At 66.1% G+C, this 17,924-nt stretch carries 16 protein-coding genes and 1 pseudogene; 6 read left to right on the top strand and 11 right to left on the bottom strand.

Features of this window, described 5'->3' with window-relative positions:
* Nucleotides 1–12: 12 nt before the first annotated feature.
* Complete coding sequence (locus tag GNX95_RS03635) at nt 13–438, bottom strand: GNAT family N-acetyltransferase (protein WP_163505726.1); 426 nt, start codon at nt 436–438, stop codon at nt 13–15.
* A gap of 32 nt (nt 439–470) precedes the next feature.
* The gene (locus GNX95_RS03630) at nt 471–1,124 is read right to left on the bottom strand and encodes an acVLRF1 family peptidyl-tRNA hydrolase (protein ID WP_163505725.1); all 654 of its coding nucleotides are present in this window, start codon (nt 1,122–1,124) and stop codon (nt 471–473) included.
* Between the two features lie 47 nt (nt 1,125–1,171).
* Here GNX95_RS03630 and GNX95_RS03625 point away from each other — a divergent pair, with 47 nt between their 5' ends.
* The 4 genes from GNX95_RS03625 to GNX95_RS03610 are packed head-to-tail and all read left to right on the top strand — an operon-like array spanning nt 1,172 to nt 6,109.
* Complete coding sequence (locus GNX95_RS03625) at nt 1,172–2,641, top strand: aldehyde dehydrogenase family protein (protein WP_163505724.1); 1,470 nt, start codon at nt 1,172–1,174, stop codon at nt 2,639–2,641.
* Nucleotides 2,642–2,649: 8 nt separating this feature from the next.
* A complete protein-coding gene (locus GNX95_RS03620; RefSeq protein WP_163505723.1) occupies nt 2,650–4,182 on the top strand; it encodes an APC family permease in 1,533 nt (510 codons plus the stop codon).
* Nucleotides 4,179–5,708, top strand: a complete 1,530-nt coding sequence (locus GNX95_RS03615) for a GMC family oxidoreductase (protein WP_163505722.1) — start codon at nt 4,179–4,181, stop codon at nt 5,706–5,708. Before GNX95_RS03620 ends, GNX95_RS03615 begins: the two co-directional genes overlap by 4 nt.
* On the top strand, nt 5,705–6,109 hold the full coding sequence (locus GNX95_RS03610) for a VOC family protein (RefSeq protein ID WP_163505721.1): 405 nt from the start codon (nt 5,705–5,707) through the stop codon (nt 6,107–6,109). The genes GNX95_RS03615 and GNX95_RS03610 overlap by 4 nt, the downstream gene beginning before the upstream one ends.
* A 34-nt stretch (nt 6,110–6,143) precedes the next feature.
* Here GNX95_RS03610 and GNX95_RS03605 read toward each other — a convergent pair whose 3' ends face one another.
* Nucleotides 6,144–6,629: an RICIN domain-containing protein gene (locus GNX95_RS03605; RefSeq protein ID WP_163505720.1), complete on the bottom strand. Its 486-nt coding sequence runs from the start codon at nt 6,627–6,629 to the stop codon at nt 6,144–6,146.
* Nucleotides 6,630–6,823: 194 nt separating this feature from the next.
* Here GNX95_RS03605 and GNX95_RS03600 point away from each other — a divergent pair, with 194 nt between their 5' ends.
* The gene (locus GNX95_RS03600) at nt 6,824–9,436 is read left to right on the top strand and encodes a discoidin domain-containing protein (protein WP_163505719.1); all 2,613 of its coding nucleotides are present in this window, start codon (nt 6,824–6,826) and stop codon (nt 9,434–9,436) included.
* Here the strand turns inward: GNX95_RS03600 and GNX95_RS03595 are convergent.
* On the bottom strand, nt 9,411–9,878 hold the full coding sequence (locus tag GNX95_RS03595; protein WP_163505718.1) for a winged helix-turn-helix transcriptional regulator: 468 nt from the start codon (nt 9,876–9,878) through the stop codon (nt 9,411–9,413). The two genes, GNX95_RS03600 and GNX95_RS03595, sit on opposite strands and share 26 nt — an antisense overlap.
* A 59-nt stretch (nt 9,879–9,937) precedes the next feature.
* Between GNX95_RS03595 and GNX95_RS42970 the strand changes: the two are divergent.
* Nucleotides 9,938–11,149 (top strand): annotated as a pseudogene (locus GNX95_RS42970) (MFS transporter); the annotation flags it as partial.
* A 124-nt stretch (nt 11,150–11,273) separates the two neighbouring features.
* Here the strand turns inward: GNX95_RS42970 and GNX95_RS03585 are convergent.
* Genes GNX95_RS03585 through sufD form a run of 7 tightly spaced genes read right to left on the bottom strand, consistent with a single transcriptional unit; the run spans nt 11,274 to nt 17,901 of the window.
* The gene (locus GNX95_RS03585; RefSeq protein ID WP_163505716.1) at nt 11,274–13,550 is read right to left on the bottom strand and encodes a molybdopterin-dependent oxidoreductase; all 2,277 of its coding nucleotides are present in this window, start codon (nt 13,548–13,550) and stop codon (nt 11,274–11,276) included.
* A complete protein-coding gene (locus GNX95_RS03580) occupies nt 13,547–13,909 on the bottom strand; it encodes a metal-sulfur cluster assembly factor (protein WP_163505715.1) in 363 nt (120 codons plus the stop codon). Before GNX95_RS03580 ends, GNX95_RS03585 begins: the two co-directional genes overlap by 4 nt.
* The gene (gene sufU, locus GNX95_RS03575; RefSeq protein ID WP_163505714.1) at nt 13,906–14,361 is read right to left on the bottom strand and encodes a Fe-S cluster assembly sulfur transfer protein SufU; all 456 of its coding nucleotides are present in this window, start codon (nt 14,359–14,361) and stop codon (nt 13,906–13,908) included. The genes GNX95_RS03580 and sufU overlap by 4 nt, the downstream gene beginning before the upstream one ends.
* Entirely contained in the window at nt 14,358–15,635 is a 1,278-nt protein-coding gene (locus GNX95_RS03570) for a cysteine desulfurase (protein ID WP_163505713.1), read from the bottom strand. Before GNX95_RS03570 ends, sufU begins: the two co-directional genes overlap by 4 nt.
* Complete coding sequence (gene sufC / locus GNX95_RS03565; protein WP_163505712.1) at nt 15,635–16,396, bottom strand: Fe-S cluster assembly ATPase SufC; 762 nt, start codon at nt 16,394–16,396, stop codon at nt 15,635–15,637. Before sufC ends, GNX95_RS03570 begins: the two co-directional genes overlap by 1 nt.
* A complete protein-coding gene (locus GNX95_RS03560; RefSeq protein ID WP_163505711.1) occupies nt 16,393–16,728 on the bottom strand; it encodes a bifunctional 3-phenylpropionate/cinnamic acid dioxygenase ferredoxin subunit in 336 nt (111 codons plus the stop codon). Before GNX95_RS03560 ends, sufC begins: the two co-directional genes overlap by 4 nt.
* Nucleotides 16,729–17,901: a Fe-S cluster assembly protein SufD gene (gene sufD / locus GNX95_RS03555; protein ID WP_163505710.1), complete on the bottom strand. Its 1,173-nt coding sequence runs from the start codon at nt 17,899–17,901 to the stop codon at nt 16,729–16,731. It abuts the gene before it with no gap.
* Nucleotides 17,902–17,924 lie beyond the last annotated feature (23 nt).

The raw sequence follows: 17,924 nt of genomic DNA, 5'->3' as shown, positions 1-17,924 counted from the left end.
TCTGTTTCGACCCTAGAGGAGCTTGCGCAGGAAAATCCGGCTGGTGCCAGGAGGATCGCTTGGCACCTCACCGAAAACGGTCCAGCCGCGCTTCTGGTAGAAGCCGGGAGCCTGGAAACTGATGGTGTAGAGAACGGCGGCGCGGCAACCACGCCGCCGTCCCTCCGCCTCGAACGCAGCCAGCAGCCGGCTGCCGAGGCCGCCGCCGCGCAGCCGCGCCGGCAGGTAGATGTAGTCGAGGAACAGCAGGCCGAGCGAGCTCCGGCCGATGGCGCCGCCGACCACCTCGCCGCTGGCCGCGTCGGTGACCGTGACGCACAGCGGCTGGCGGTCGTTGTAGCCGGCCGCGGCCTTGTTGAACTCGTCGAGACCGGTGGTGACGACCTCGGCCGTACGCTCATCGACCGTGTCGGTGACGCTGATGATCGGTGCTGTCATGCCGAGGACGTTACGGGCCGGCACCGACAGTCTCAGTCGCGTGTGACGTCCACGACGCGGATCTCCACCGCGCGAAACTGTTCCGGCGCCTGCTCCAGCACGACCTTTTTCGGGTCGGGTACGGTCAAAAACCGGTCGCTTGGCCGCAGCGCGCTCAGCCGTGTGTCTTCGAGCACGGCCTCGATCGCGCTCCGGTCGCCGCCGACGAAGAACGCGTCCATTTCTTCCAGGTGCGGCAACAAAATCCGCGCCCCGACATCGGCGGCCGCCTGCAACGCCGCCCTCGCCTGGCCTTCGCGCCGCCGCGCGAACCGGTGCTGCGACCAACCGCCGGCCGCCGACCGGCCGTGCACCAACCGGCTGTCCACTTTGGACACCAGCAGCTTCGAGCCGCGGAACACGCCGGCCGCGAAGCCGCCGAGCCGCACCAGCAACACTCCCACCGTACGATCGACGGCCGCGTGCGCGGACAGGGATGTCAACAGTCCGCCGGAAACCGCGAGCGGTGGAAACGGCACCCGAATGTCGGCGGTCGAGCCGTCGTCGGCGCGTACGTGCACGACGTCGTCGGCCAACGTCGACTCCAACACCCCGTGCCGGTCGGCGAAGCGGTCCAGCCAGCCGCGCAGCCGCTCCGGCGGCACGGTCACCCACCGTCCGCCACCAGCCGCCTGTCGCTGCGCCATGACCGCACCGTATCGCGAACCGGCCCGGTGCCGGCTAATGTGCCTCCATGGCGGAGTTGTACATCGATGGCGAATGGGTGGCGGCCAAAGCCGGCGGACGCCGGGAAATCCGTTGCCCTGCCGATGGCACGCCGGTCGCGACCGTCGACGAGGCCACCGCCGAGGACACCGTCGCCGCCATAGCCGCCGCGCGGAATGCTTTCGATTCCCGTGGCTGGCCGCAGACGGCCAGCGCCGAGCGCGGCGATCTGCTGCTTCGCGTCGCCGATCTGATCGGCGCGCGCAAGGATGCTCTCGCTCGCACCGAATCGCTCGACACCGGAAAGCGGTTGGTGGAGAGCGAATACGACATGGACGACATCGCGTCCTGCTTTCGCTACTTCGGAAAACTCGCCGGCCAGGACGCCGGCCGGATCGTCGACACCGGCAACGCCGACACGTTCAGCCGGATCGTGCACGAGCCGGTCGGCGTCTGCGGACTGATCACACCGTGGAACTATCCCCTTCTGCAGGTCTCCTGGAAGGTCGCGCCGGCACTGGCCGCCGGCAACACGTTCGTACTGAAGCCGAGCGAGCTCACGCCGAGCACCGCGATCATGCTGATGGACGTGCTCACCGAGGCCGGTTTGCCAGCCGGCGTGGGAAATCTCGTGCTCGGTGCCGGAGCGAGCGCCGGAGCACCGCTGTCCACGCATCCGGACGTCGATCTGGTCTCGTTCACCGGCGGGCTGGTCACCGGTCGTACGATCGCCGCAAACGCCGCCACCACGGTGAAAAAGGTGGCGCTGGAGCTCGGCGGCAAAAACCCGAATGTGGTTTTCGCCGACGCCGACTCCGAAACCGCGATCGACTACGCACTCACCGCGGCCTTCCTGCACTCCGGCCAGGTGTGTTCGGCCGGCGCGCGGCTGATCGTGCAGGAGTCGGTGCACGACGACATCGTCGAGGAGGTCGTACGCCGCGCGGAAAACATCCGTCTCGGCGGACCGTTCGACACCGACGCGGAGACTGGCACGTTGATTTCCGCCGCGCATCGAGAAAAAGTCGAGCGATACGTACGCACAGCCGTCGATGAAGGCGCCGTCCTGCGGTGCGGTGGCCGGCGCCCGGACGGCGAGCGTTACCAGAACGGTTTCTTCTATCTGCCAACGGTTCTGGACGGCGTAGGACAAGGCAGCAACGCGGTCGTCGAGGAGGCCTTCGGTCCGGTGCTGACGGTCGAGACGTTCACCGACGAGGACGACGCCGTACGCATCGCCAACGACACGACCTATGGCCTGGCTGGTGCGGTTTTCACGCAGGACGCTGGAAAAGCGCAGCGGGTGGCCGGCAGGCTGCGACACGGAACGGTGTGGATCAACGACTTCCATCCGTATCTGCCGCAGGCCGAGTGGGGTGGTTTCAAACAGTCCGGCGTCGGCCGCGAGCTCGGTCCGCACGGTCTGGCCGAATACCAGGAGGTGAAACACATCTACCAGAACCTGCGTCCGGCACCACAACGGTGGTTTTCTGGCTGAGGAGAGACATGTCGACAGCTGACGACGCGGAACTGAACGAGTTCGGCTATGCCAACAAACTCAAGCGGTCGCTTGGCAGCTTTCACACCTTCGCCGCCGGCATCAGCTACATCTCCATCCTGACCGGCACCTTCCAGCTCTCCTATCTCGGCATCGCCGAAGGCGGACCGGCCTACTGGTGGTCGTGGCCGATGGTGTTCGCCGGCCAGCTGATGGTCGCGCTGTGTTTCGCCGAGTTGGCCGCAAACTATCCGATCGCCGGCTCGATTTACAACTGGTCCAAGCGGCTGTCCAACCCGCACGTCGCCTGGCTGGCCGGCTGGATGATGCTGGTCGCCTCGGTCGTGTCGATTTCGGCCACCGCCCTGGCATATCAGCGGACCCTGCCGCAGATCGACTCGTTCTTCCAGTTCGTCGGTGACGGCACCGGCACGTACGACCAGGCCGCCAACGCGGTCGTCCTGTCCACCGTCCTGATCGTTTTCACCACTGTCGTCAACGCGATCGGCGTCAAGCTGATGGCGCGGATCAACAGCACCGGCGTCTTCGTCGAGCTGATCGCGGCCGTGTTACTGGTCATCGCGCTGGCCGCGGTCATCACCCGCGGACCGGCCGTCGTCACCGAGACGCTCGGCACCGGTGTGGGCCATTCCTGGGGCTATCTCGGCGCGTTCCTGGTCGCCTCGCTGGCCTCCTCGTACGTCATGTACGGCTTCGACACCGCCGCCTCGCTCGGCGAGGAATCCCTCAATCCGCACCGAAACGCGCCGCGCGCTGTCCTGCGTGCACTGGTCGCCTCCTTCGTCCTCGGCGGCCTCATCATTCTTTTCGGCCTGATGGCGGCGAAAAGCCTCAACGCACCGCAGCTCAAGACCGACGGCCTGCAGTTCGTGCTCACCGACGCGCTGGGGCCCGCGATCGGACGCGCGTTTCTCGTCGCGATCGCTATTGCCATCACGGTCTGCGTCCTCGCCGTGCACACCGCGGCGATCCGGATCGCTTTCGCGATGGCACGGGACAACTGTCTGCCGGCCGGATCGGTGCTGGCGCGGGTCAGTCCGCGGTTCCGGACACCGATAGTGCCGTCGATCATCATCGGTGTGATCGCGATCCTGCTGTTGCTCGTCAACGTCAACCAGCCGCAGATCTTCTCCGCGGTCACCAGCCTCGCGGTCGTGCTGATCTACGTTTCCTATCTGCTGGTGACGATCCCGATGCTCGTCGCGCGGCTTCGCGGCAACTGGCCGACCGGCGGCGCCAGACGCGCCGGCCGATTCCAGCTCGGCCGCTGGGGGTTGCCGGTCAACATCCTGGCCGTGCTGTGGGGCATCGGCATGAGCGTCAACCTGGCCTGGCCGCGCAAGGAGATCTACAACGCGACGCCGCCGTTCCACTGGTATCTGCAGTGGAGCTCGGTGCTTTTCGTCATCGTCATCGCGGCCGCCGGATTCGCCTACTACTGGTTCGTCCAGCGCCACAAGGTCGGTGTCCTCGCCGACCACGCGGCCACACCGGCACCAGAAGGAGAAGCGGTTTCATGACGTCGTACGACTATGTGGTGGTCGGTGGGGGAACCGCCGGCGCGGTCGTCGCCGCACGACTGTCGGAGGATCCGGACGTCACGGTGTGCCTGCTGGAGGCCGGACCGTCCGATGTGGACACTCCGGCCGTACTGGAGCTGTCCAGGTGGATGGCGTTGCTGGAATCCGGCTATGACTGGGACTATCTGGTGGAGCCGCAGGAGTCCGGCAACTCGTATCTCCGTCACGCACGCGCGCGTGTGCTCGGTGGCTGCTCGTCGCACAACTCCTGCATCGCTTTCTGGGCACCGGCAGAGGACCTGGACGAGTGGGCCGCGCTCGGCGCCGACGGCTGGAGTTTCGCCGACGTCCTTCCGCTTTTCCAGCGACTGGAGAACAACGCCGATACAGGCGATCACCACGGCCGGTCGGGACCCGTACGCATCCGCAGCGTGCCACCGAAAGACCCGTGTGGTGTCGCCCTGCTGGAAGCCTGCGCACAGGCCGGGATTCCGACGACACCGTTCAACACCGGGAAAACGGTGACGCACGGCGCCAACTGGTTCCAGATCAACGCGCAGGACGACGGCACGCGCGCGTCGGCGTCGGTGTCGTATCTGCATCCGATCCTCGGCCAACGATCCAATTTGGACGTACGCACCGACGCGCGGGTCAAGCGTCTTGTCTTCGATGGAAAACGCGCGGTCGGCGCGGACTATGTCGCCGAGGACCTGATCCACAGCGTACGCGTCACGGCGCGCCGCGAGGTCATCCTGTCGGCCGGTGCCATCGACACACCGAAAATCCTGATGTTGTCCGGCATCGGACCGGCCGACCATCTGCACGAGGTCGGCGTCGACGTCCTCGTCGACTCCCCCGGCGTCGGCTCCAGCCTGCAGGACCATCCAGAAGGCGTGATCCAGTGGGACGCCAGGCAGCCGATGGTCACCGACTCCACCCAGTGGTGGGAAATCGGCATCTTCACCACGACCGAAGAAGGCCTCGACCGGCCGGACCTGATGTTCCACTACGGCTCGGTGCCGTTTGACATGAACACGCTGCGGCGCGGATATCCGACCACCGAAAACGGTTTCTGCCTGACGCCGAACGTCACACGCAGCCGGTCGATCGGCACCGTACGCCTGCGCACGCGCGACTTCCGCGACAAGCCGCGCGTGGATCCGCGTTATTTCACCGATCCGCACGACATGCGGGTGATGACCCATGGCATCCGGCTGGCCAGGCAGATCGTCAGCCAGCCGGCGATGGCGGCCTGGGCCGGCGCCGAGCTGGCACCTGGCCCGGACGCGCGGACGGACGACGAAATCGCTGACTACATCAGGAAAACGCACAACACCGTCTACCATCCGTCGGCCACCGTACCGATGGGTGGACCGCTGGACTCCCGACTGCGGGTCAACGGTGTCACCGGTCTGCGCGTCGCCGACGGCTCCGCGATGCCGTTTCTGGTGGCGGTCAATCCGTGCATCACCACGATGATGATCGGCGAGAAATGTGCCGACATGGTCAAGGAGGACGCGCGATGACCCGGCCGCGGCTGCGCGTTACATCTGTCACCATCAACGTCTCCCATCCTCATGAACTGGCCGCTTTCTATTCACGGCTGCTCGGCTGGCCGGTCACCGCCGACGATCCGCCGCGGCCGGGCGAGCCCCCTGAGGCCGGCTGGGCCCAACTTCGGCCGCCGGAGGGGGAAACCGGCCCGACCATCAGCCTGGAATGGGACCGGCACTACCGGCGGCCGGTCTGGCCGAGCGAGCCCGACCGGCAGTTGAGCATGGAACACCTCGACATTCAGGTCGACGACCTGGACGCGGCGGTCGGCTGGGCCGTGGCGGCCGGTGCGGTGCTGGCGGATTTCCAACCACAGAAAGACGTACACGTCCTGTTCGACCCGGATGGCCACCCGTTCTGCCTGTTCCGCTGAGTCCAGTGGTCCACATCGTACGGCGGACCGTAGGTCACGGACCCCACCACTGGCTGGCAAGCGCCGAATCGCAGTTGTTCAGCGTGGCCGGTGTGTTGTCGGCATAGGAGGTGAGGTCGAGGCAGCGGTTGGCCCTGATGTCGGTGAGTGCGCCGATGCTGCGGATCGTCCCGTCTGCCTCGAACCTCCATCGCTGGCTGGAAAACGTGCCGTTGCAGGCATTCAGGCCGGGCGCGGTGCCCACGTCGTACGAGCTCAGGTCCAGGCATCCGTTGACGCTGCCGACATTGCGGATGGTGAAGTCGTTCTGCCAGTCCCAGATCTGGTTGTCCTGACCAATGTCACACGCGGCCAGGGTTGCCTGCGTGCCGTTGGAATAAGCAACCAGGTGCAGACAGCGGTCGCCGCTGCCGAGGTTGCGAATGAGCATGACTGTGGCGCTTGCCGGCGCCGCCACCGCCAGTGTGGCAGCGAAGACCGCCAACGCCACTACGGAAGCGAGAAATCTGAGAAATGTCATCGACGCCGTCCTTTCCCATCATGTCGGCGAAGTCGCCGGCAGGTTAGCAGCGAAAACTTCAGGCTGGAACAGTCGGCTCACCTTCGGTGGCATTCGCGGCCATTCTCACCGGTGGTCTAACCGATTTTCTAGGACGTCATGACCGGGACGCGCCACAGTGGCGCATTGTCTACCAAAGCCGGGGAGGGCTAACGATGCGAAGATTGCGGGTCCCGATCGGAGCCGTGACGATTCTGCTCGCCTGTTGTCTGGTCGGTCCACCGGTCAGTCCCGCGCAGGCGGCGCCGGCCGTCCGGGTCTGGACCGAGCCGTCGTCGACGAACGTTTTCCAGGATTCGTTGCCGACGCGTGAGTCCGGTTCGACGGTGGACCTGGACACCGCGCGCAACGAATACGAGAGCGGCCAGATCGTCATCCGGCCGTCGGCCGGCCTCACCGTCACGTCGGTCGGTTTCACCGATCTTGTCAACGGTGGCAACAAGATCGCCGCGAGCAACCTGTCGTACAACTTCGTCACCTACCAGAAGCTCGACGCGAACACGCATGTCTATCCACCGGTACGCAAGGCACCTGGCGACTTTCCGGACAATCTCTCGAACCGGACGCAGTTCTCCGTGCCGACCGGCGTCACGCAGTCGATCTGGGTCACCGCGTACGTGCCGAAAGGCCTGCCGGCCGGCCGCTACGCCGGAACCGTGACCGTCCACACCGACAAAGGCGATCTCGCGCCGGTCGCGATGAGTGTGGACGTACGCGCGGTGGACGTGCCGGACACCAAGGACGGCACCTTCAACGACGCGATGTGGAACACGTTCAACGGTGAGCTTTCCTGGAAACCGGACGGCGACGTCAACACCATCGAGGCTTTCTACCATTACAAGCGATTCACGCCGCAGTGGCGTGCGCTCATGAACGACGTCGTGGAACAGATGCGCCGGCATCGCATCAACAACGTCACACTGCCTCCGGTCGGCCTGCTGATCGACGGTGGGTCCACAGTGGACAGTGCCGGTCATTACACCTTCAACTGGTCGCGTTTCGACGAGGCACTGCGGATCTTCGACGACAACAACGTCCTGAAGCGGCTCGAGGGATTCTGGGTGTCGGCGGACACCGACAACTGGCGTACGAAGCCGAATTTCGACGGCATCCGTGAGGTGGAGATCATCAGCCGCGGCGCGGACGGCACTGGCGTACGCGACTACGCGCCATGGGAATCCGCTGACGCCAAGAACTTCATCGACCAGTTCATCCCCGAACTCAAGAAACACCTGGAGAACACCACGCTGAAGGACAACCGGAAGGTTTCCGACGTCTACTGGATGCACATCGGCGACGAGCCGATCACCGACGAGGACAAGCGGTCGTGGCTCGGAATCGCCAGCCAGGTGCACTCGCACTGGCCGGGCCTGAAGCTCGGTGATGCGATCTTCGCTGAGCCGAACGCGTCCGAGCTGGCCAGGTCGATGGACGTCATGATCCCGGACACGTTGAACTACAACGGCAATCCGGAACCGTACGACACGCTTCGCAGGCAAGGCAAGGAACTCTGGTTCTACCAGTGCATCATTCCGGTCGACAACTACCTCAACCGCTTCATCGACCAGCCACAGTGGAACCAACGGCTGACGATCTGGTATGCGTACTCGCGGCAGGCGACTGGTTATCTGCACTATTCGATGGACGGCTGGGCCGCGCCGGTGCTGGACGAGGACGGAAAAGGCGACCACTCGATCGTCTGGCCGGACGCGCCGAACAACCGGATCGAGTCGTCCATCCGGTTCGACTCGTTACGCGACGGCATCGAGGACTACGAGCTGCTGAACATCCTCGGCAGGACCAATCCCGGTCTGGCGCACGACCTCAGCTACGCGCTCATCCAGAACGCCGACACCTATGTCCCCGACACGTCGTACATGGCGCGGATTCGCCGGCTGATGCTGGACGCCGCCGGCGGAAAGCCAGTCGTCGCAACGGATCTCGCTCGCACCGGGACGGCGACCGCGTCGAGCGGCGCCGCCGGCAACGCCATCGACGGCGACGGTGGCACAGCCTGGAAACCGACCAGCGGCAGCGGATCGCAGTGGTGGCAGGTCGATCTCGGCCGCCAGGTGCAGCTGGACGGCGTACGGCTCGACTGGGGTCCGGTTTACGGCAAGGCGTACAAGGTCCAGGTGTCCTACGACGGCTCTCGCTGGACCGACGCGTACGCCACGACATCCGCTGACAGCGGCGACGATTTCGTTGGCATCAATGGCAAGGCTCGCTACGTGCGGCTGGCGGTCAGCGCCGGCAGCGATGGCGCGACGGCATATGCGTTGAACAGCTTCGAAGTCGCCGGCTTTGGCCTCGCGAAGGCGAATCTGCTCGGTGGCCGGACGTACAAGATCACCGATGCGGCCGGAAACACCGTCACGCCGGACAACCAACCGGACAGCGGCATCGAGTCGACAGACGGCGTGCTCGCCGACGCGTACCCGGACGGCCGGACCTACGGTTTCGGTCCGGGACACGGCACGGTGAACGTCACGTTCGACCTCGGATCGCAGCAGCCGATCGGCAACGTCCGGATGCACGCCTACCAGGAATATCCGGCCTACCGACCGGATCAGGTCCAGGTCAGCGTCAGCACCGACGGCAGCAACTATACCTCGCTCGGCACGTTGACCGCGACCAACGACCAGTCGAGGATCTGGTATGACTTCGGCTTCGCGAGCAGCACCGCGCGATTCGTCCGGCTGACGTTCACCAAGTCCTACAACGCGGACGCGGAGGTGATGCTCATCGACGAGATCGAGGCCTACTGAGCCTTGCCGGGTGGACGCTTGCGGTCTGCGGCCACAGGCGCTCGCCACAGGTGTCGCAACAGAGCTCGGAATTCATCCGGCCACCGCAGCCGTCGTGTTCGACAATCCGCGGTGGACCGGATTTTCCGGCGTAGTAACGATCTCCCCAGTCCAGCAGGTGCATCAGCACCGGCCAGAGTGCCAACCCCTTGTCGGTGGCCAGATATTCGTAGCGGTCCGGCCGCGTCTGATAGCGGCGCCGCTCCAGCACGCACTCCTGGACCAGGTGGTCGAGCCGGCTGGACAGCACACTTCGGGTGATGCCAAGGCTTTTCTGCAGCTCGTCGAAGCGGTGAGCGCCGGTGAACACGTCACGGAGGATGAGCAGCGACCAGCGCTCACCGACGACCTCCAGCGACTTGGCGATCGAGCAGTGCTGTCCCTCGTACGTACGGCCCAACATGCCACCAGCATAGCCGAGTGGGTTGCATCAAGCGACCGACTCTGGCTACGGTAAGTCGTATGAAGCGACTGAGTCCGGGTTGGGCCGCCTTCGCGATCGTCTCGGTCGCCGTTTACGTGTCCCTGCTGGACACCTTCATCGTCAACCTGGCGTTTCCGGCCATCCAGGCGGATTTCCCCGGCACGCGGCTGGACGATCTGTCCTGGATCTTCACCGCGTACGCGATCGTCTTCGCCGCGCTGCTGGTGCCGTCCGGCCGGGTCGCCGACGCGGTCGGCCGTAAACGGATGTTTCTCATCGGTCTGGCGCTTTTCGTCGCCTCCTCGGCCGCGTGCGCGTTGGCGGTCTCACCGGCGATGCTGGTCGCCGCGCGGATCTGCCAGGCGGCCGGTGCCGCGATTTTCACACCGTCTGCGTTGGCCGTCGTGCTGCCGGAGTTTCCGCCGGAGCGGCGCGGCGCGGTTTTCGGTGCCTGGGCCGCGGTCGGCGGCGTCGGCGCGGCCAGCGGACCGCTGCTCGGATCGGTGCTCGTCCAGTCCGACTGGCGCTGGATCTTCCTGGTCAACATTCCGGTCGGTCTGACGGCGTTGGCCTTCGGCGCCGTACGGCTGCGCGAAAGCAGGGACCGCGCCGGTTGGCGGATGCCTGACCTGTGGGGTACGGCCGGACTGATCGTCGCCGTTTCCGTGCTGACACTCGCCATCGACAAAGCCGGCCACTGGCCGCTCACCGCGACCGTCACCGGCGCGGCCGTCGCGGTGGTGATTTTGCTGGTGGTGGTGGCGAGATCCGCGCGCCATCCGGCGCCGGCGCTGGAAATCGGCCTTCTCCGCCAGCGTCCGTTTCTGCTCGCGGTCGGCGCCGCGCTCGTCTTCGCGGTGGCTTTCGGCGCCGGCATCCTTGCCGGCGCACAGTTTCTCACCGTGCAGTGGCACCAGTCGATCCTCACCGCCGGCCTCCAGTTGAGTCCCGGTCCGATCATGGCCGCCAGCACCGCTATTCCGGCCGCGCGTTTTCTCGCGCCGCGCCTCGGCGTGCACCGGGTCGGCGCCATCGGCGGCATTCTGGTCGCCGCCGGAGCGGCCTGGCTCGCCTGGCGCACCGGCGCGACACCGGCCTATGCCAGCGAAATCCTGCCGGCGCAGATCGTCACCGGCTGCGGCATCGGGATGGCGTCGCCGTCCTTCGTCGCGGTCGCGTTGAGTGTCGTCGACACTGGCCGGATGTCCACCGCGATCGGCATTTCCTCGATGTTCCAACAAATGGGGAACGCGCTCGGCGCGGCCGTGTTCGTCAGCATCGTCGGCAGTCCGATCGGCGTCGGCGCCGTCGCCGTCTTTCACCGCGGCTGGCTGGTCATCGCCGCCATCGCGATCGCCGCCGCAGCGCTGATCTTCAGCAGCCGGCCGGCGGGTCGTACGCTCGCACCGGCGGCGGCTCGCCAACGTGACGCTCGACCTGGACGAGCGCGTGCTGACCGGTACATCCCTGCGCCAGAGCCGAAGTCCCCCGATCGGTCGTGAGCACGTTCGGATTTCCGTGTACGCAGCTGGCGACATCCGGCCGCGACGGGTCATACCAGGCACCGGTCGAAAGCTGCACGACACCGCGGCGTATGTCCACTGTGGACTCGACCGCGGCGAGACAGCTGCCGCGGTCGTTGAAAAGTCGTACGACATCGCCGTCGGCGATGCCGCGCGCGGCCGCATCGACCGGATGCATCCGTACGCGCTCGCGGCCGTCGATCTTGCCGGCCATGCTGTGCGACCCCATGTCCAGCTGACTGTGCAGCTTGCGCGCCGGCTGGTTGGCGATCAGAGCGAGCGGATACGCCGAGACGGCACCGAGCCATTCCTCCGGTTCCAGCCACACCGCGTGTCCAGGACAGTCCGGATAGCCGAAGCCGGCGACCGTCGAGGAGAACAGCTCGATGCGGCCACTCGGCGTGCCGAGCGGATTTTCCTCCGGATCCGCACGGAAATCGGACAACGGCGGTTCCGGCTCGCGCAGACCGGGTAGCTCGATCTGGCCAGCCGTCCAGAAACTGTCGAAGTCCGGCACGTCATGACCACGACGAGCTGACGACTCACGCCAGTTGTCATAGAGCGACCGCAACCACTCTGACGACGTGCGGCCTTCGGTGAAAGCCTCGCGTACGTCCATTCTTTCCGCCAGGCCAGCGAAAATGTCGTAGTCGTCGCGCGCTTCGCCGACCGGTGGTACGAGCCGGCGCATCGCCAGCAGATACGGGTCGCCGCGACCGGCACCCATGTCCTCGCGCTCGATCGTCAGCGTCGCCGGCAGCACGAGGTCGGCGTGCTTGGCCATCCCGGTCCAGAACGGCTCATGCACCACGACCGTGTCCGGCCGGGAAAACGCGCGCGTCAGCCTGCGCAGGTCCTGATGGTGGTGGAACGGATTTCCGCCGACCCAGTAGACAAGCCGAGTGTCCGGATAGGACAGTCGCCGGCCGTTGTAGTCGTACGGCTCGCCAGGATGCAGCAACATGTCGGCGATCCGCGCACACGGAATGAAATCCGAGACCGCGTTGCGGCCTTGGCGCAATGTCGGCAGCGGACCCGACACCGGCCGGCCGGCGTCGCCGATCGAGCCATAGCCGTGGCCGAAACCGCGACCAGGCAGGCCAATCTGGCCAAGGTAGGCGGCAAGTGTGACGCCGGCCCACAGACTCTGCTCGCCGTACTGGATCCGCTGCAGCGACCAGCTCGTCGTCACCAGCGTCCGACGCGCGGCCATTTTCCTTGCCAGCGCGGAGATCTCGGCTGCTGGCACACCGGAGAGGCCGGCGGCCCATTCCGGCGTCTTCGCCACGCCGTCCATGCCGCCGGACAGATATTTCTCCACCTGCGCGGATCCGACCGTGTAACGGTCTACAAAGGACCGGTTGGCCAGCCCCTCGGTCACCAGGACCCAGGTCAACGCCAGCATCACCGCCACGTCGGTGCCGGGAACGACCGGGACCCAGCGCGCTTTCAGCTCGGCGGCCGCATCGTCAGCGAGCGGGCTGAAAGACACCACCTCGACACCGGCGTCGGACAGGCCGGCAAGGTCGGATCCGGTGTGGTGCGCGGAAATCCCGCCAGGTGCCACCGCCAGGTTCGTACGCCGCACCCCGCCAAAAGCCACCACGAGATCGGTGTTGGCGGCAATGGTCCGCCACGACGTGCCCTGCCGGAACACCTGATATCCGCCGGCCGGACCGAGAATCCGCGGCAGCGTCACCTCGGACGCGGCGTTGCTGTAGTTGTTGACCGACCGCGTGTAGCCGCCGATCGTGTTCAGGAATCGGTGGATTTGGGACTGTGCATGATGAAATCGGCCGGCACTCCCCCAGCCGTACGATCCGCCGAAAATCGCACTGTTGCCGTGCAAACGTCGCACCCGGTCAAGCTCGGCCGAAAGCAGGTCGAGCGCGCGGTCCCAGCTGACCGGCACGTACGAATCGCTGCCGCGCCGGGAATCCGGGCCTGGCCCGGATTCCAGCCAGCCACGGCGTACGAAGGGCCGTAAAACGCGTGACCGATGCCGGTAAGCATCGGTCACATTGGAAATCAGCGGGGACGGCTCCGGATCGACCGGATGCGGCCGTACGACCAGCCGGCCATCCTCAACGGAGCCAACAAAAGCACCCCAGTGTGAGCTGTGCGTCACACGTTGAAGCCGAGCGCGCGGAGCTGGTCGCGGCCGTCGTCGGTGATCTTGTCCGGGCCCCACGGCGGCATCCAGACCCAGTTGATCCGGAAGTCGCTCACCACCGCGCTCGGGCCTCCGCCGCACAGTGCCTCACGGGTTTGGTCCTCGATCACGTCGGTGAGCGGACAGGCCGCCGACGTGAGCGTCATGTCGATCGTGGCGATGTTGGCGTCATCGACGTGAATGCCATACACCAGGCCAAGATCGACCACGTTGATGCCGAGCTCGGGGTCGACGACGTCCTTCATCGCCTCTTCGACATCGTCCACTTCGGCCTTCGTCAGTTCGGCGGTCGGAGTGGTTGTCTCGTCACTCATGATTTACCCTCCGCTGCGACCGCTTTGGCGGTCGCGTCCTTGAACGCCATCCATCCGAGCAAAGCACATTTCACCCGCGCCGGATACTTGGCAACGCCGGCGAAAGCGATGCCGTCGCCGAGTACGTCCTCGTCCGGCTCCACCTCGCCCCGGCCGGAAATCATCCGCTGGAACTCGTCGCCCACCGCGAAGGCCTCTTTGACCGGCTGTCCGGACACCAGATCGTGCAGCACCGAGGCCGACGCCTGGCTGATCGAGCAACCCTGGCCCTCGTACGAGATTTCCTTGACCAGCTCGCCATCCTCGGACAGCTGCACGCGTACGGTCAGCTCGTCGCCGCAGGTCGGGTTGACGTGATAAGCCTCACCCGAATACGGCTCCCTGAGCCCCCGGCCGTGCGGGTGCTTGTAGTGGTCCAGGATGATCTCCTGGTAGAGCGACTCCATCTTCATGAGAAGAACCTCTGAGCCTTTTCTATTCCGCTGACGAAGGCGTCGATGTCTTCGGTGGAGTTGTACAGGTAGAACGTCGCGCGGGTGGTCGCCGGCACGTGGAAACGCCGCATGATCGGCCACGCGCAGTGGTGTCCGACCCGCACCTCGACACCGAGGTCGTCCAGCACCTGGCCGACGTCGTGCGAGTGGATCCCGTCCACCACAACCGAAACCGCGCCGCCACGGGCGATGTTGGTTGGCGGTCCGACGACCGTGACGCCGGACAGCGGTTCAAGCGCCTGCAGCGCGTACGCGGTCAGCTGCTCCTCGTGTGCCGCGACATTGGCCATGCCGACGGCGGACAGATAGTCGACCGCGGCACCGAGGCCGATCACCTGCGCGATGTTTGGCACGCCGGCCTCGAAACGCTGCGGCGGCTTGGCGAAGGTCGTCGCCTCCATGCGTACGGTCTCGATCATCGAGCCGCCGGTCAGGAACGGCGGCATCGTCTCCAGCAGCTCGTACCGGCCCCACAGCACGCCGACGCCGGTCGGCCCGAGCATCTTGTGGCCGGAGAACGCGACGAAATCCGCACCGGTGTCGGCCACGTCGAACGGCATGTGCGGCACCGACTGGCAGGCATCGAGCACGACCAGCGCACCGACCTGATGCGCCCGGTCCGCGATGGCCTTCACCGGATTGACCGTGCCGAGCACGTTGGACTGGTGCACCAGAGCGACCAGCTTGGTCCGCTCGGTGATCACACCGTCCATATTGGACAGATCCAGCCGGCCCTCGTCGGTCAGGCCGAGCCATTTCAGCGTCGCACCGGTGCGCAGACAGAGCTGCTGCCACGGGATGAGGTTGGCGTGGTGCTCCATCTCGGTCACCACGACCTCGTCGCCGGGACCGATCCGGAAACGCTCAGCCTCCGGGCCGAAAACCGACGCGTTGCTCATCGAGTACGCGACAAGGTTGAGGCTTTCGGTGGCGTTCTTGGTGAACACCACCTCGTTGTCCTGTCCGCCGATGAACGCGGCGACTTTTCCGCGCGCGCCCTCGTACAGCTCGTCGGCCTCCTCGGCCAGCTGGTGAGCACCCCGGTGCACGGCCGCGTTGTGCCGCAGATAGTACGCGCGCTCAGCGTCCAGCACCTGGACCGGTTTCTGCGAGGTGGCACCGGAATCCAGGTAGACCAGCCGGTGTCCGTCGCGTACGGTGCGCTGCAGGATCGGGAAGTCGGCCCGGATGCGCTCGACGTCCAGGGCCAGCTCCGGCGCCGGGGCGGACATCAGACCGCCGCCTTGGTGAAGCGCACGTATCCTTCCGATTCCAGCCGTTCGGCGAGCTCCGGGCCACCTTCCTCGACGATTTTCCCGCCGACGAAGACATGCACGAAGTCCGGCTGCACATAACGCAGGATCCGCGTGTAGTGGGTGATCAGCAGGACGCCGACCTCACCGGTGGCGCGTACGCGGTTGACGCCGTCGCTGACCACGCGCAGCGCGTCGATGTCCAGCCCGGAGTCGGTCTCGTCCAGCACCGCCATCTTCGGCTTGAGCAGCTCCAGCTGCAGGATCTCGTGACGCTTCTTCTCACCGCCGGAGAAACCCTCGTTGACGCTGCGCTCTGAGAAGGAGGAGTCGACCTCGAGCCGCTCCATCGCTTCCTTCACGTCCTTGACCCACGTACGCAGCTTCGGCGCCTCACCGCGAACAGCGGTCGCGGCCGTCCGCAGGAAGTTGGAGACGCTGACGCCGGGGACCTCGACCGGATACTGCATGGCCAGGAAAAGGCCGGCACGTGCGCGCTCGTCGACGGTCATCGCGAGTACGTCCTCGCCGTCGAGGGTCACCGTGCCACCGGTGACGCGGTATTTCGGGTGACCGGCGATGGAGTAGGCCAGCGTCGACTTGCCGGAGCCGTTGGGGCCCATGATCGCGTGCGTCTCCCCCGACCTCACCGTCAGGTCGACGCCGCGCAGGATCGGCTTCTCCTCGCCGTCGGCGACGGCGACGCTGACGTGCAGGTCACGGATTTCCAGAGTGCTCACTTCACGGACTCCTGAGTTGCAGAGATATTCACGAAAACGTCGCCGTCGGCAACGCGCGTCGGATAGGTCGGGACCGGCTCGGTGGCCGGCAGGCCGGTCGGTTTTCCGGTCCGCAGGTCAAACTGCGAGCCGTGCAGCCAGCATTCGATGGTGCAGCCCTCGACATCGCCTTCGGACAGCGGCACTTCGGCGTGCGAGCACACATCGCGGATGGCGAAGAACTCGCCGTCCTCGGTGTGCACGATCGCGACCGGCGTGCCGTCGATGTCGACACCGGTGGCCTCACCGGCCGGCACCTCGGCCGCCGCGCACGCTCGTACGAAGTCGGTCATTCAGGCGCCCGCCTCGGAAAGCCGCGCTTCAACGGTCGCGGTGATCCGCTCGCGCAGCGACTCCACCGGGATCTTGTTGATCAGCTCGGCGAAGAATCCGCGTACGACCAGGCGCCGCGCGTTTTCCGCGGTGATGCCGCGTGACATCAGATAGAAGAGCTGCTCGTCGTCGAACCGGCCGGTCGCACTCGCGTGGCCGGCGCCGACCACGTCACCGGTCTGGATTTCCAGGTTGGGCACCGAATCCGCGCGGGCGCCCTCGGTGAGGACCAGGTTGCGGTTGATCTCGTATGTGTCGGTGCCGGTCGCGTCCGGCCGGATCAGCACGTCACCGATCCACACCGTGTGCGCGTCGACACCCTGCAGAGCGCCGCGATAGAGCACGTTGGACCGGCAGTCCGGCACCGAGTGGTCAACCAGCTGGCGGTGCTCCAGGTGCTGGCCGCCGTCGGCGAAGTAGATGCCGTAAACGTCGGCCTCGCCGCCACGACCGCTGTAGTCGACACTGGTGAACTGCCGCACCAGGTCGCCGCCGAGGCTGACCGAGACGTGCACGATGCGCGCGTCGCGGCCGAGCCTCACCCGCTGGTGCTGTACGTGCACCGATCCGGGATCGAAGTCCTGGACGGTCACCAGGACGAGTTTCGCGTTGTCGCCGACCAGAATCTCGACGTTGTCGGCGAGTACGGCCGAACCGGTGTGGTCAAGGACGACGGTCGCCTCGGCCGACTGTCCAATGTCGACAACCGTGTGGCCGAAGCTCGCGCCGTCGGCCGAGCCACCGCGCACGTTGACGACGACCGGCGTTTCGACGACCGCGTTGGCGTCCACGGAAAGCACGTATGCTTCGGAAAAACTCGTGTAAGCCTGCGCGCTGACCCGGTCGAACGGCACCAGCGCCGAGCCGACGCGCTGGTCGTCGCGGCCGACGCTTTCGGCGCGTACGCCAGCGGGCAGCTCACCGGTTTCTCGGCTCAGCGGCGCCTTCTCGGCCTCGAAAGTGCCGTCGTGCAGGCCGACGAGGCGTTTGAGCGGGGTGAACCGCCAGTCCTCGTCACGCGCGGTCGGCACCGCGAAGTCGGCCACGTCGTAGGACGTGAGCTCCGCGAACCGGGTCGCCGGCGGCGCGCTCTCCGCTGAGCGCGCAGCACTGGTCCCTTGGGCCCCTGTCATTGCTCTCCTATTCGCACTAAAGC

It is taken from the genome of Fodinicola acaciae (genome assembly GCF_010993745.1).
Lineage (GTDB): Bacteria > Actinomycetota > Actinomycetes > Mycobacteriales > HKI-0501 > Fodinicola > Fodinicola acaciae.
This window is presented reverse-complemented; position numbering and strand designations above follow the sequence as displayed.